Genomic DNA, 14,225 nt, shown 5'->3' on the forward strand with positions numbered 1-14,225 from the left:
CTGTCATGCGTGGTATGGATGCAAACACAGGTCGGACTTTGAGTGGGGTGGAACATCTTAAACAGTCGGTGCGGGATCTCCTGACCACCCCCATGGGCAGCCGGGTGATGCGCCGGGCTTATGGCAGCCGACTTTTTGACCTGATTGACAATCCAACCAACCCGGAAACCATCGCAGATATCATTGCAGCCACAGCGGAAGCGCTGAGGTTGTGGGAGCCTCGCATTCTGGTGAAGCGGGTGATCGTTCAGTCAGCCGCCCCGGGCCGTATCGAGTTGTCGATTGATGGTGAATACCTGCCCAATGGTCAACCCATTACTCTGGAGGGAATTGAAATACGATGAGTATGCAGGATTTAACGCAGCTCCCGCCTCCGGACTTGCTGGAGCCGCTGAGCTTTGAGGCTATTTTTGCTCAGATGCGGGATAAGCTGATTGAGAATGATCCGACCTTTACGGCCATGACGGAGTCCGATCCGGTTTATAAAGTGCTGGAAGTGGCGGCATATTTTCGGATGCTGGACAGGCAGCGGGTCAATGAGGCTGCGCTGGCTGTCCTACTGGCTTATGCGCAGGGAAATGACCTGGATAACATTGGCGCCCGGTATAACGTCTATCGGCAGGAAATCAGTCCAGCAGATGATTCAACGGTCCCGCCGACGCCTGCAGTGATGGAGCCAGATGATGATTACCGGCGCCGGATCCAACTAGCCCTTGAGGGGATGTCAGTTGCAGGTCCGGCCAATGCGTACCGATTTCATGCATTGTCGGCGCATCCGTTGGTATCGGATGCGACGGCCATTTCGAAAACACCCGGCAGCGTGTTGATCACTGTCCTCTCCCGGGAAGGGAACGGCAGTGCTGAGCAGGGTATTCTGGACGCTGTAACGTCAGCTCTCAGCGCGGAAGATATCCGACCGCTCACGGATGAAGTGACGGTGCAGTCAGCGGACATCGTGAGTTATGAGATTGATGCCACCCTGTATCTGGCATCCGGACCGGAATCAGAACCGGTGCTGGCCGCAGCGCAGGAGCGGATTGCCGCCTATACCACTGAACAGTTCCGGCTGGGCCGCAATATTCGCCGCAGCGCCATTGATGCCGCCCTGCATGCAGCCGGTGTGCAAAATGTCGTGCTGCATCAGCCGGCGGCAGACATTGTAATTTCAAAAGAGCAGGCCGGGTATTGCATCAATATTACGGTGAATTACGGGGGAGAAGATGAATAACATTCTACCCCCCAATGCGACCCGGGCAGAAGTCGCCATTGCGAACGCAATTACGCCGGAGCTTCCGGTAACTGTCCGGGATTTATGGGATCCGTGGCAATGTCCGGTGGCATTTTTGCCCTATCTGGCTCAGAGTTTTTCTGTAGACCGATGGGATGCCAACTGGAGTGAGCAAGAGAAACGCGCCGCAATTGATGCGGCGTTTTTCGTTCACAAGCACAAAGGCACCATTGCGGCGGTGCGTCGTGTCGTGGAGCCGCTGGGCTTTCTGATTGATGTCATTGAGTGGTGGGAGAAGTCCCCCCAAGGCCCGCCCCATACATTCGAGTTGATCGTGGGCGTACTGGATAAAGGCATCACTGATGAGATGTACAGCCAGATGGTTAACCTGATTTACGATGCCAAGCCACTCCGAAGTCATTTAACCGGGCTGGCCATTTATGCAGAAACTCGGGGAAGCCTGTATTTCGGCGCAGCCACCTATTGCGGTGATATGACCACCGTTTATCCATATGAACCAGGAACTGTCAGCGTTTCCGGCGTGTACTATCACGCAGGACGCGAGCACACCATCGACAGCGTGAGCGTGTATCCAAGATGAGTACGTTTTTTACTATTTTAACCAAGGTCGGAGAGGCCAAACTGGCGAATGCCACGGCGCTGGGCCAGACCGTGAAATTTGCAAAACTGGCAATCGGTGACGGTAATGGCCAGCTGCCGACGCCAAACCAGAATCAGACGGTGCTGGTGCGTGAATTGCGCCGGGAGCCACTGAACCTGATTGATGTGGACGATCAGAACCCGAACTGGATCATTTGTGAGCAGGTCATTCCGGAAAATGTCGGGGGCTGGACGATCCGCGAAGTCGGCATCTATGACGTGGACGGGGATTTGATAGCGGTTGGTAATTTCCCGGAAACCTACAAACCGGTGTTGAGTGAAGGATCGGGCCGGACGCAGACCATCCGTGTGGTGCTGCAGGTGAGTTCAACCGCTTCTGTGGAGCTGAAAATTGACCCGTCCGTGGTTCTGGCCACCCGGAAATATGTGGATGATTTGCATAACAGCCTGGTGACAGCGGTTGACCCGTTCCCACAGTATGCTGGCAAAGAAAAGTTTCGATTTTCTTTCCACTTTCAGCGTATGGCCATTCTGTTAGTTCCGTATGCGGAAAGTGGCAACAAGTTGGGCAAGTCTTTTGTCAGTGGCCGGATGACATTTGCCCGAGGGGCAGAGCAATATTCCGAGCGTCTGATGGATATTGAGCTGTCGATCAAAAGCTCATACCACTCAACAAATTTCACGATGTTGAAGTATCGGGAAGACTGGCCCCTGCGTTTTTGTGTATTGGAATATGAGGGGGAGCAATGGCTGGCATTGTATGATGATAGTCTGTCTGGAAACGCACAGGACGCCGATGTCACCTTTGTTGGCCAGCGTGGGGTATTTACGGCAGGCTATACGCCGGAATATCAATTCAAGGTAATTACCTATGATTCCAGCGAACCCGTGACAGCGCCGCCAACGAATCCGGAAGTGAAAGAAACGATTGTGTCGTTAGCGTCTTCGAATGTGAAAGATGCAAGTGGGAAACAGTATTACTCGGAATCATTCCCCCCACTGATTGAAAAAATCCCGGACTTGTCCAGCCAGTTATCTGGATTGTCGACGTCAATTAATACATTGAGCCAACAGACAACTGCCAGCATTGATGGACTGGCGCAGCAGACGGCGGCAGATATTGACGCGTTGGATCAGGAAACCACCCTCGGGCTGAATTCCGTCAATCATAAGGCTGACAGCAAGTTGCCTCTGGATGTGCTGGTTGGCTCGGTTGTAGAGTTTTCAACAAACCAGCCGCGCTCTGGCTATGTTAAAGCCCAACGGATTGAGCTGTCCCGCAGTGCCTATCCGAAGCTGTGGGCCGTGGTTCAGAACGCGTCGAACCTGACCGCTCAGGCTGTCATTGATGCAGACCCGAAAACCTATGCGGCGCATTATGGCACGGGGAACGGGACGACCACCTTCACGACTCCGGATTATCATTTGGGTCACTTCCGGCGGGGTGCAAAAAATGGGGTGGCGTTTGGTCAGACTGAAGGTCATGCCGTTGAGTATCACTACCACAACCTGCCAACTGGCACGGGTGCATCAGAATACAACTTTGAAGTGTATGGGATCCCCGACTTGATGCCGGACGGAACGCGTATTTGGAACAAATATGATTCGTTAAACCCCTGGCCAATTAATGGTCATATCGCGGTGACGGACGATGTTGGATATATATCGGGCAATGATACCGGTCAGATAGTTGGTAACTGGGCGAATGAAACCCGCCCCGACACAATTAACACCTATGTTTATATTTTCCACGGAGAGGTGGCAGTGTGATCATTTATGGATATTCCATTACTAATGGGCGGTACATCGAGCAAGCCACGGCTCATCCGGATGAGATGAATCCCGGTGAGTTTCTGATCCCTGGCTATCACACCCCGACAGCTCCCCCTGAAAATGGGCTGCAACCCGGTGAATTTTTCTCGTACCGGGATGAGTCCGGGAATATCCCCCGTTGCTGGCAGCATGGGGGCTGGGAGATACGGACGGAGCCGGTTCAGGTCACGGCGTGGCAGATGTCATCCGGCAGGCCGAAGCAATTTGATGATGTATCGTCCGTTCCGGACGATTACACCACGGAGCAACCCGAGACCCAGTTTGACTACTGGACTGAAACTGGCTGGCAGACTGACGAACAGGCCCGGTTCGAAGCGGATGTGAAAGCGGTGAATGACATCCGGCGACGGAAGTATGCTCAAATTTCAGACCCGCTGTTGAGTGAGTCTTTGATGTTGCGTGAGTTGGGTGAAGTGACTGTAGCCGATGCAACAAAGCTGCAGGCGCTGGAGTGGTACGAGAAAATTAAACTGGATCACCCCTGGCCGGAACCACCCGCAGCGCCTCAATCCTAACAGCCCGCAAGTATGCGGGCTTTTTTACATCTGAAATTAAACCCCGCACCGGCGGGGTTTTTTATTATCCGACGAATAGGAATCGGTTATGACGCAATTTCTCCACGGTGTTGAAGTCATCGAGATTGATGATGGAACACGTCCCATTCAGACCGTGAAATCGGCGGTGATTGGCCTGATTGGTACGGCCCCGAACTCAGCCGCCGCCATAGCGGCAAGCCTGACGCTCGGCAGCGCTGTTCTTAATGACGGTCTGGTGTTCACGGCTTCTCAGGCAGGCAAGGCGGGCAATGCAATCAGTGTGGAACTGGTTGATCCGGCTGCTACCAGTAAAACCCTGTCGGTCTCTGTCGATGGCAACAAAATCCGCATCAGTCTGGAAACCGGTGCAGACAGCGCTCTTTCGTCTACAGCGGAGGAAGTTAGATCTGCTGTTCAGGCATCACCGGCTGCCAGTGCGTTGGTCTCAGCGTCATTTTTGGGTGATGGCTCCGGCGAGGTGGCTCCGGCCGCCCGCACTTACCTGATGGGCGGTGAAAATGAGTCGTTTCCTCTAAATATTCCGGTTGCAGTGGCCGGAAGCCGAAAGCGCGCCAAAGGGTTGGGTGAGGGCGGCACCTTGCCTGCAGCAGTTGATGACATTTTTGATCAGACCGGCGCACTGGTCATTGTGGTCAGGGTGGACAAAGGAGCCACGGATGCCCAAACCCAGGCCAACATCATCGAAGGGATGCAGGGTTGGCTGGATAGTCAGACGGAAACCGGGTACATGCCCCGGATTTTGGTTGCGCCGGAGTTCAGCCAGGTGGATGCGGTGGCTGCAGAAATGGAAGCGAAAGCCACCCGTCTGCGGGCCATTACTTATGTGGACTGTGAACGGACGGCCAGTTACACCGATGCGATGAAACGGGCGCGCCGGTTCGGCGAGCGGGTTGAAGTGATGTGGCCGTGGGTCCGGGTCTTTGACACGGAGCAGGCCCAGGAAGTTGACCGTCCATCCTCAGCCCGTCAGGCCGGTCTGCGTGCCCGGATTGATGCGGAGAAGGGCTTCTGGTGGTCGAAGTCGAATCATCCTATTTACGGCATTGTGGGCACATCCCAGCCTGTGGACTGGTCGCTGGGCGATCCGAACACCACCGCCAACATGCTCAATGAAAACAAGGTCAGCACGATTATCCGCGAGGGTGGTTTTCGCCACTGGGGGAACCGTACCTGCAGCGTGGATCCCAAATGGCAGTTCGAGCAGACCCGCCGGACGGCTGACATCATCAATGACAGTGTGCAGCGCTCTCATATGTGGGCCGTGGACCGAAACATCACTCAGTCCTATGTGGATGATGTAGTTGGCGGAGTGAACGCGTACCTGCGTGAGCTGAAATCTCTGGGGGCCATTCTGGGTGGTGAGTGCTGGGCCGATCCGGACCTGAACTCCCCAGAAACGATTAAGAAAGGCATCGTCTATTTTGACTTTGATTTCTGCCCGCCGTATCCGGCTGAGCACGTGGTGTTCCGAAGCCGATTGAATGACAACTATCTGGAAGAGGTATTTAGCTAATGGCTGCTGATAACTTATTGAGCCGCTGGTCCATTTGGGTGGATGGTGTCGGCAAGGCCGGGAATGCCAAGGAGTACACACCGCCGGTACTGGAAGTTTTAACCACGGATTTTCAGGCCGGAGACATGGATATGGCTATTCCGGTTGATGATGGTATGGCACCGATGGAGGCGTCATTTTCGCTGTTCGGAGTGGATGTGACCGTCTTGCCGCTGTTTGGCCTGCGTCAGGGCGCCCGGACGGTTGTCTCCGTTCGCTCGACCTACAGCGACCTGTCAGGCAACAGCTATGAGCTGGTTGAAGAGCTGGGCGGCATGATCACCAAGATTGAGCGGGATACTCAGGATGGCGGCAGTCAGCGTGAGAAGGCCATGAAGGTGACCATGAAGCTCAATTACTACAAGGTTTCTCGTTCCGGTCTGGTGCTGATTGAAATCGACCCGATCAACCACGTCCGGAAGATTGGCGACATCGATGTGCTGGAAGGTATTCGGGCCATTCTGCGTCTGTCGTAATTTACTCACTTTGAATTAAACAGGCCGCTTTTGCGGCCTTTTTTACAGGAATAAAAACTCATGGCTTACCCATCAACAAAAACTGAAATTACTTTGGAATATCCGGTGAAAATCGGCGCCACGGAAATCACTGGGCTGCAGATGCGCCGCCCCCGGGTGAAAGATCAGATGATTGCAGATAAACAAAACAAGCATGATTCAGATAAAGAAATCCACCTCTTTGCATTGCTGTGTGAAGTTGACCCGTCAGTCATTCAAGAGCTGGATATGGATGATTATGAAGCAGTGAAACAGGTTTTTTTGGGGTTTCGCAAGAAGAATCCGCCGAAGAACTCGGAGAGCGAGACATCCAGCGCGGCATGATTGTTCTGGCCAGCCATACCGGCTGGCAGATCAGTGAGCTTCTGGAGCTACCTTACATCACGTTTATTCAGTTTCTGGAACTGCTGCCTAAGAAGGATGCGAAATGAATCAGAACCTGAAAACCGTTGTTACGCTGGGCGGCACGGTAGACAACTCCTTTGGCAAGATTGGCAGCGCGTTCAATGAATCCATGGGGCGGGCTACAAAGACGGTCAAAGAGCTGGAAAGAGAGCAGTCCCAGCTTACAAAAACTATTAATCGGAGCAAGAAAGCAGCCAATGAGCTGTCCCTGGTTGAGAAGAGCCAACAGGATGCGATACAGGCGATATCTGAGCTAGAAGAAAGTCGTCGAGGCGTCAACAGAGAGATCATTCGTCAGCGACGTGAGTTAAAGAAACTCGACGCTGCTCGGGAATCTCAGACGGATGGTGAAAGTAAAGCTTTGGCTGAAATTAATGCCCGATACGCCCAGCTAGAGGCATCAATTAATGATCAGGTATCCGTTCGAGATAAGTTAACCGGTGAAATTAAGAAAAATCAAAAAGCTCAGGAGCAGCTTGAGAAGAAATCTAAATTTCTCCGAGAAAACATTCAAGATATCAATGAACTCGAAAATAGTTATGAACGTCTTGGTGTTGATATTCGTAAGGCTGCAAATGAGGCTGATGGGTTCAGTAAAGCCGCCGATATTCAGGATAAATTCACTGGCATTGCTACAGCAGGTGTTGCGGCCGTAGGGAGTATTTGGGCCACAACAACGGCCATGACCGGCTTGATGACCGTTACCAATGAGAATACGGCCACTATGGTGGGTATGGCCACGGCCTACGACATGAGCATCGAGCGATTCAATGCCTGGAGTGGTGTGGCGAACAAAGCCGGTCTGGAAGGTGAGCACGTTGGGGATCTGATTGAAGAACTGAGCAATAAGTTCGGTGAGTTCAAGGCGCTGGGTGAGCAATCATCGGTCTCGGATGTGTTTGGTGCGCTGGGGATTGAGCAATCCATGCTGGACGGGCTGGCGGCAGCGGATCAGTTTGAATTCATCATGAAGCGACTGGAAGGCGTGGCGGACAAGCAGCAGGCCGCATCACTGGCGGACATGCTGTTTGGTGGTGAGGGCAATAAAGTCATCACTTATATCCGCAACTCAGGCAAAAGCCTGAATGATCTGCTGAAGGAGCAGCGTCAGTTTAACCTGCTGACCGATGAGGGCGCGAAAGGCGCAGTTGCCTACGGGAACAGTTTCAAAACCCTGAAAACAGTGATCACCAGTGCGTGGCAGGAGATTGCGGGGATTGTCGGCGGGGAGATGGCCGGTGATATTCAAACTCTGAGTGTCACCGTGGGCCAGTATGTCCGGGAAAACAAAGAAGCGGTTGCCAGCACACTGAAAAGCCTGGTGTATGGCGCAAAAGACTTTGCAGTGGCCATCTGGAATGTGGGTTCAGCGGTGAATCGTGTTGTCCAGATTTTTGGGGGATGGGAAACCGTCGGGCTGGCCGTTGCATCCTTACTGGCCGGGAAGCTGGTGCTGGGGCTGGTTGGTTTGGGGCAAACCGTATTCACAGCGGTTAAAGCGCTGGGTGCAATGAAGGTTGGCATGGCCGGTCTGAACGTGGTGATGGCAGCGAACCCGATTGGGGCCACGGTTGCAGCCGTATCAGCCCTGATTTTTGTCGGAATTGAGCTTTATAAAAACTGGGATGCCGTCACTGCGTGGTTCAGTGAAAAGCTGAGTTGGTTTCAAACTGAGTTCCCTGCAGTTTCAAATGCGATTAAAACTGCGTTTGACTGGTCACCGCTCGGATTGGTTATCAACAACTGGGAACCGTTGACCCGTTTCTTTACGGAGCTGTGGGGCGGGGTCACGGGTATTTTTGATGCAGGCATCGCCAGAATCAGTGGCGTTTGGGATACGGTCAGCGGCTGGATGGATTCAATCAAGTTCTGGGACAGTGATACCCCGGAAATGAAAGTGAAGTCCTATCACCAGGTGCAGGCTGAAATGGCACCCAGCAGGGCAATGGCGGCAGTCAATAACTCTTATCCGGCGAGTAAAGGGGCCACGGTTCACCAGAGCGTGGATGAAATCAAGGTCTATGCGGCGCCGGGACAGAGTCCGGAAGACATTGGCAGGGCAGTTCATGCCCAACTGGGCGGATACCAGAACAGCGCGCTGTATGATTTACCGGAGGCAGGATAATGGCTGTGATGATGTCTTATGGCGGCTTTAAGTTCAACATCGATGCTGCAGCGTATAACGAGCTGGTCAGAACCTGGCAGTGGCGCTGGCAGTCTCAGTCCCGGATTGGTCAGTCAGACCTGCTGCAGTTCACCGGGAAAGCGGCCAATAAAATCTCCCTGAACGGCCAGATTGCGACGCTGTTCAGGGAGGTCGGAACCCGGCAGATAGACAAGCTGGCCAGGTTGGGGGATGAGCAGAAGCCTCATCTGCTGGTGAGTGGTCTGGGGGATATTCTGGGCTACTGGGTCATGATTGATCTCAGCGAGTCAAATACCAAGTTCGTGAGCGGTGGCTTGCCCCGCGCTCAGTCGTTTACAGTGGAGCTGGCGTTTTATGGCAACAACTTACAGAACCCGTGACGGGGACATGCTGGATGATATTTGCTGGCGTCATTATGGTCGGGAGAGTGCGGTTGAAGCCGTGCTGACCTCAAATCCCGGCCTTGCTGATTTTGGCCCGCTGTTACCCAGCGGGATTGAAATCATTTTGCCTGACCTGGCTGTGCCGGTCAGTGAAGAGGCGGTAAGTTTATGGGATTAGATTTTCGTCCGGACTTTTCTCTGTCTGCGGACGGGAATGATATTACGACTTTGATTCAGCGGAATCTGATCAGTCTGACTCTGACCGATAATGCAGGCAATGAATCAGATCGGTTGGCGTTAGACCTCAGCTGGCCCAGTTCGGCGCCGACCCCGACAAAAGGGGCAGTACTCCGATTGGGGCTGGGGTTCAATGGTGAGCTGGTCGATAAAGGTCGGTTTGTGGTGGATGAAGTTACAATCAGCGGCCCGCCCCGGCGGGTTCAGATTGTGGCGAATGCCGCCCCGATGGATAACCGAAAGCAACCTGGCTCATTGCAGACTCAGAAAACCCGTAGCTGGGATGATGTCAGGCTGGGTGATGTTATAAAAACCGTTGCTGGAGAGCACGGCTTGATCCCGAAAGTCAGTGTTACTTTGGAAAGCATCCAAATTACTCATATTGACCAGGTAGCTGAAAGTGACATGAACCTGGTCACCCGGCTGGCCAAGCGTTATGGCGCAGTCAGTAAGCCTGCAAATGGTTTCTGGTTGTTTCTGAAAGAAGGAGAAGGGAAATCTGCATCTGGAAAGAAAATTACTGATATCACGATTGAGCTTCACGAGGTTACAACCTGGCAATGCCGGTTCAGCAGTCGTAATGATGTTCGCCGGGTGGTTGCGACTTACCATGATGTTGAATCCGGGGACACGAAAGAGGTTTCTACCGGGACAGGTGACCCAGAGTTCAAGATCGTTTTCAAATACTCCAATTATGAAGAAGCCAAAGCAGCAGTCATGGCCAGAGCAAAGCAAGTGCGTTCGGGGAGTGATGTGCTGGATATTACAATGCCAGCGCGCAGTTCACTGATGAATCTGGTTGCGGAAGGTCATTTGACTTTGAAGGGGTTTGGCGATGTGGAAGACGGAACCTGGCGAAATAAAATGGTGGAATGGTCACTCAGTGAAAGTGGGCTGCAGTTGAGGCTTTCGGGTGATCATGGAGCTAGCGAATAAGGTGATTGTTTGAGAGGCATTTAATCCAAGTGGCGATATGCCAACAACATAGGTTCTTCTGAAGGCAATAGCCCTGCAAACGAGGCCAACTCCCGCGATAGAAAAATTTTTCGGCTGCTATGGTCATCACCAACAGGTGACCAGAGCGACCGTTTTTGTTGATGAACCTCAAAATCGTTGTGCGTAACGTGACTTGATTAACGTTTACTTGATTGAAAGATGAATTGGTTAGTAGGAATTCTATATTTCGATTTATTGGATGTGGATGGTTAGGTGATTAGCAAGGTTTTGCCCCATTGTGTGCCAGTGCGGAATTGAACTTGATTTCAATTTCCGTAATTGGACTTACTTTTCCTTATATCAATAATTTTAACTGTGCGGTCAAATTCACTACGCCACTGCATTTAGAGTAAGAATCTAGATAGGAGAGGAGTAAGGACAGATCAATACTTTTGTAGTGAATCGGTAAGCCGACTTATTTTACAGAAATCAAAATAGCACTAGCATCATCATGCTGCTTCACTTCTTTTAGAGGGTGAATTTTTTCTCTTTCTCTTAATAGCTCTAAAGCTTCTCCAATATCAACACTACCACTGAGAACTGACCGATACGAAACCAAACCATTTTGAAACACTCTAGTAAATCCATCTGAGCATAATAGAACTTTTTCGACATCTTGAACTGAAAAGACACTGACTTTTGTTTCTGGTACCCAATCGAGTCCCGATGTTCCTACCCAATACCCGCCTTGTTGATTCATAAATCGTCGATTTTCAATCATTTGCTCTTTTTGTTTAGTTTTATCTCTGAACGAAAGAGTTCTATCACTAAAGGGATTTATTCGTTTATCTGTAATCACCTTTATCTCACCGTCTGACATCAGTAAGATCACCGAGGCATCTGCAATGACTCCCACTTCCAACTTTTCCCCATATTTTTTTAACATAGCCAAAGTGAAACAAGGTTGATTTTCTTTTGGGCGCGAACTCAGCTCTTGAGCCAAAGAATACTTAGAAAGAATATAATTCATCCTATCACTGAGGGTTTGCTTAATTCCACCAGGAGAATGATGTTGAAGCTCTGAATTTAAAGTATCTATCAACCAAGTTGCTTTAGAGTCCTCATCACTTTTCACCACTTCTGATGCGCCATCAATTACCCACATGCAGTTAGTTCCTATACCAACCCTATCTAGCATTGTACCGTTTTGGACGTTATCACATTGAAAATCTTCTACTTTCATCAAACTATCCAATTAATCGTAATAAAAGAAACTGCTATGCCTAGTAAGGTATAAAATACCTGTAACCTATGTGATTTGGTACCGATGAGTCCAAATAAAACGCTAAAAAATAGAAGCAAGGTCATCGAAAGTATTAGCATGAAGTCAATAAGATCCTTAGTATTAGCAATGCTTGTCGCTTTAATTGATGCAAGCAATATAGATATAACTGCGATAAACACCGTAATAAATTGAAGGTTGTGTCGTTGGCTATCTTTCATCTCTTCACGCATGGAGTTTATCTGATCTTCAAAAGCCTTTTGATCTTTTATTAATTCCATATGGGCATGCGATATCGCTTCCATTTCACTAGACATTGATGTTTCCAGTTGCACGGTGCGTAATTTTAGATGGTGAGCCTGATAGTCTGAAATGCGAAGAAGATAGTCATTACTTTCTTCATCCTCAAAGTTTATGGCAAGAAGAATTTGTCTTTCTGCTTCTTCCAAGTCTCTTTCGTACAACAGATACTGAGAATAGAAGTAGTGATACTTGGCATACTTGGGGTTCTCATCTATTAAAAACTGAATGATACCCTTGGTTTTAGTCCATGTGCTAATCCCAATTTGTTTATGTTCGTTGTTACTATTAGCCCATGAGAGTACGATATCTACATAAGTAGCATTAAATCCTAAGTTAGTGCTATCCAAACACAAGGCTTTTTCAACTTGACTCAATGCATTGTCAAACCAATGGTTTAACATATATACCGTCGATAAAGCTATCATAAATAGAGGGTGGTGATTGAACATATGCCTAAAATTTTCTACAAACTTCATGAGATTTGTAGTCGAGGATTTATTTCGTCGCATATGTACGAATATCGTGTACCACGCACAAAATTTAGAGTTTTCATTAGCTTTTGGATCTTTTACTACGTCTAAGAGAGAACTAGCATTGAATGCTGGTGTATCATCATTCGCGCCCAAAGCAATTTTTTTAGCTAACGAGGCTATCTGTTCACTTTTGTTCAAATCATTAGAGTTGAAAAATTTTGTGAGATCAAGATGTACGTTATCCATTAACCTGAACCTTGTCGTGAAATCAATTATTAACTTAAAAATTAGCCTCCTACTGATTCAATTACAATAACATCTAACTAATCTTGTGCATTGGGTTTGACCTTCTCCCCTTAATCTAGTCCAGGTTACGCATAGTAATGTAGTGATGTGATGGACGCCCCGTTTTTTGCAATGGTTGATGAATGGCGGCTCGCTTCCATATATTCGACGTCTTGATAGGCGTTTTTCACCTGCGCCATGATGTAATCCGAACCCTATCTCCTAATCACTACAACGGCTTCAACAGCCATGGTCAACTTCAGGTTTTGATAGGGACGATTGACCGTTTGTTCATCAGTGATTGCAAACTTATAAACAGGAAAACGTTATAACCTTTAGTCACTCCTTAAATTGAGACTTATGCACTCCTAAATGCGAGTGATAACTTAAAATCATCGTTACCGACGAGAATACGCCAGCCAATTCGGGCTATTTTATTCGCCAGCGCGACGATTGCTTTAGCTTTACCTTGCCGTTTCACCAGAGAGTTAAACCAGCAACAGAGAGTATCTTGCCGTTTATTGCAAAAACGTCCCACGGCCCGGGCACCATGGATGAGCATCATTCTGAGCTCTGAGTTGCCGCTTTTGGTAATTTTTCTAAGGCTTTGTTTGCCTCCTGAGCTAGCCTGCTTAGGGACTAATCCGCACCATGCAGAAAGCTGTCGACCATTATGAAACTGTTCACCTGTACCAGCTTCACTCATAAATGTCGCAGCCACAATGGGGCCGAATCCTGGAATGGTTAGTAATGCTTTGTATCGAGGCTGAACTTTACACAGATTAGTAATTTCATCTGTTAGGTATTCAATATCTCTATCAAGAAGCACAATATCGTCGTACAGCCCCTGTAGTAGCCGGCGTAAAACAAACGATAAACCATTATCAGCATCTTCCAAACATTCTGGAAGTTTGTGCTTCAAATTTCTTATCCCTACCGGAAAAGAGACGCCATATTCAGCGGCCAGACATCTAACTTGATTGGCTGTAGCAGTGCGCTGCTCAACCAGTCTTGACCTGACACAACGGAGTGATTTGATATCTTGCTGTTCGATACTCTTAACCGGCACAGGATGTATGCCAGGCCTGAAAGCGTCCTCACATATCGCAAGGGCATCATTTGCATCATTTTTCTGATTCCCAACAAGTGGTTTTACATGCTGTGCAGGGATCAATATTACATCATGGCCCAACGTCATAAACTGTCTAGCCCAGTGGTGGGCGGTACCACACGCTTCCATGGCAATTAACGTTGTTTCAGGGAACTGCCGGATTGTATGAAGCAATTTATTGCGAGTTACTTTACGGTTCCAGGCAACAGTGCCGTCTTGTTTCCAGACACAGACCTGAAAAATATTCTTGGCTAAATCGATACCTACAACTTTAATATCCATGACGGACGCTCCTTTACATTGAACTAAGCGTTAGCAACTTAATTCTGGCGCATTGACGCCGAGGGAGGGGCGTCCA

General features: G+C 49.6%; 15 protein-coding genes. 12 read left to right on the forward strand and 3 right to left on the reverse strand.

What is annotated here, in order from left to right:
* Positions 1–5 precede the first annotated feature (5 nt).
* From EA58_RS03655 to EA58_RS03710, 12 genes are all read left to right on the forward strand, one after another.
* A complete protein-coding gene (locus EA58_RS03655; protein WP_036749018.1) occupies positions 6–344 on the forward strand; it encodes a GPW/gp25 family protein in 339 nt (112 codons plus the stop codon).
* Positions 341–1,228 carry a baseplate assembly protein gene (locus EA58_RS03660; protein ID WP_036749021.1) on the forward strand — a complete coding sequence of 296 codons (888 nt, stop codon included), beginning with the start codon at positions 341–343 and terminating at the stop codon, positions 1,226–1,228. The genes EA58_RS03655 and EA58_RS03660 overlap by 4 nt, the downstream gene beginning before the upstream one ends.
* Positions 1,221–1,829: a phage tail protein I gene (locus tag EA58_RS03665; protein ID WP_036749024.1), complete on the forward strand. Its 609-nt coding sequence runs from the start codon at positions 1,221–1,223 to the stop codon at positions 1,827–1,829. The genes EA58_RS03660 and EA58_RS03665 overlap by 8 nt, the downstream gene beginning before the upstream one ends.
* Complete coding sequence (locus EA58_RS20810; protein ID WP_051641883.1) at positions 1,826–3,619, forward strand: phage tail protein; 1,794 nt, start codon at positions 1,826–1,828, stop codon at positions 3,617–3,619. The genes EA58_RS03665 and EA58_RS20810 overlap by 4 nt, the downstream gene beginning before the upstream one ends.
* Positions 3,616–4,197: a tail fiber assembly protein gene (locus EA58_RS03675; protein ID WP_036749026.1), complete on the forward strand. Its 582-nt coding sequence runs from the start codon at positions 3,616–3,618 to the stop codon at positions 4,195–4,197. Before EA58_RS20810 ends, EA58_RS03675 begins: the two co-directional genes overlap by 4 nt.
* An 88-nt stretch (positions 4,198–4,285) precedes the next feature.
* Positions 4,286–5,752, forward strand: coding sequence for a phage tail sheath C-terminal domain-containing protein (locus EA58_RS03680; RefSeq protein ID WP_036749028.1), 1,467 nt, complete (start codon positions 4,286–4,288; stop codon positions 5,750–5,752).
* Positions 5,752–6,267, forward strand: a complete 516-nt coding sequence (locus EA58_RS03685) for a phage major tail tube protein (protein ID WP_036749032.1) — start codon at positions 5,752–5,754, stop codon at positions 6,265–6,267. The genes EA58_RS03680 and EA58_RS03685 overlap by 1 nt, the downstream gene beginning before the upstream one ends.
* Before the next feature lie 93 nt (positions 6,268–6,360).
* Positions 6,361–6,630, forward strand: coding sequence for a phage tail assembly protein (locus tag EA58_RS03690; protein WP_235199552.1), 270 nt, complete (start codon positions 6,361–6,363; stop codon positions 6,628–6,630).
* Positions 6,631–6,733: 103 nt separating this feature from the next.
* Entirely contained in the window at positions 6,734–8,836 is a 2,103-nt protein-coding gene (locus EA58_RS03695) for a phage tail tape measure protein (RefSeq protein ID WP_200872151.1), read from the forward strand.
* The gene (locus EA58_RS03700; RefSeq protein ID WP_036749041.1) at positions 8,836–9,237 is read left to right on the forward strand and encodes a phage tail protein; all 402 of its coding nucleotides are present in this window, start codon (positions 8,836–8,838) and stop codon (positions 9,235–9,237) included. The genes EA58_RS03695 and EA58_RS03700 overlap by 1 nt, the downstream gene beginning before the upstream one ends.
* Positions 9,212–9,418, forward strand: a complete 207-nt coding sequence (locus EA58_RS03705) for a tail protein X (RefSeq protein ID WP_036749044.1) — start codon at positions 9,212–9,214, stop codon at positions 9,416–9,418. Before EA58_RS03700 ends, EA58_RS03705 begins: the two co-directional genes overlap by 26 nt.
* Positions 9,409–10,413 carry a contractile injection system protein, VgrG/Pvc8 family gene (locus EA58_RS03710; protein ID WP_036749045.1) on the forward strand — a complete coding sequence of 335 codons (1,005 nt, stop codon included), beginning with the start codon at positions 9,409–9,411 and terminating at the stop codon, positions 10,411–10,413. Before EA58_RS03705 ends, EA58_RS03710 begins: the two co-directional genes overlap by 10 nt.
* A 475-nt stretch (positions 10,414–10,888) precedes the next feature.
* Here EA58_RS03710 and EA58_RS03715 read toward each other — a convergent pair whose 3' ends face one another.
* The 3 genes from EA58_RS03715 to EA58_RS03725 form a co-directional block, all read right to left on the reverse strand.
* On the reverse strand, positions 10,889–11,656 hold the full coding sequence (locus tag EA58_RS03715) for a protein phosphatase 2C domain-containing protein (protein WP_036749053.1): 768 nt from the start codon (positions 11,654–11,656) through the stop codon (positions 10,889–10,891).
* Complete coding sequence (locus EA58_RS03720; RefSeq protein ID WP_036749056.1) at positions 11,656–12,717, reverse strand: hypothetical protein; 1,062 nt, start codon at positions 12,715–12,717, stop codon at positions 11,656–11,658. Before EA58_RS03720 ends, EA58_RS03715 begins: the two co-directional genes overlap by 1 nt.
* 397 nt (positions 12,718–13,114) lie before the next feature.
* Positions 13,115–14,149, reverse strand: a complete 1,035-nt coding sequence (locus EA58_RS03725) for an IS110 family RNA-guided transposase (RefSeq protein WP_036749059.1) — start codon at positions 14,147–14,149, stop codon at positions 13,115–13,117.
* Positions 14,150–14,225: the final 76 nt, after the last annotated feature.

The sequence above is a fragment of the Photobacterium galatheae genome, assembly GCF_000695255.1.
GTDB classification, from domain to species: Bacteria; Pseudomonadota; Gammaproteobacteria; order Enterobacterales; family Vibrionaceae; genus Photobacterium; species Photobacterium galatheae.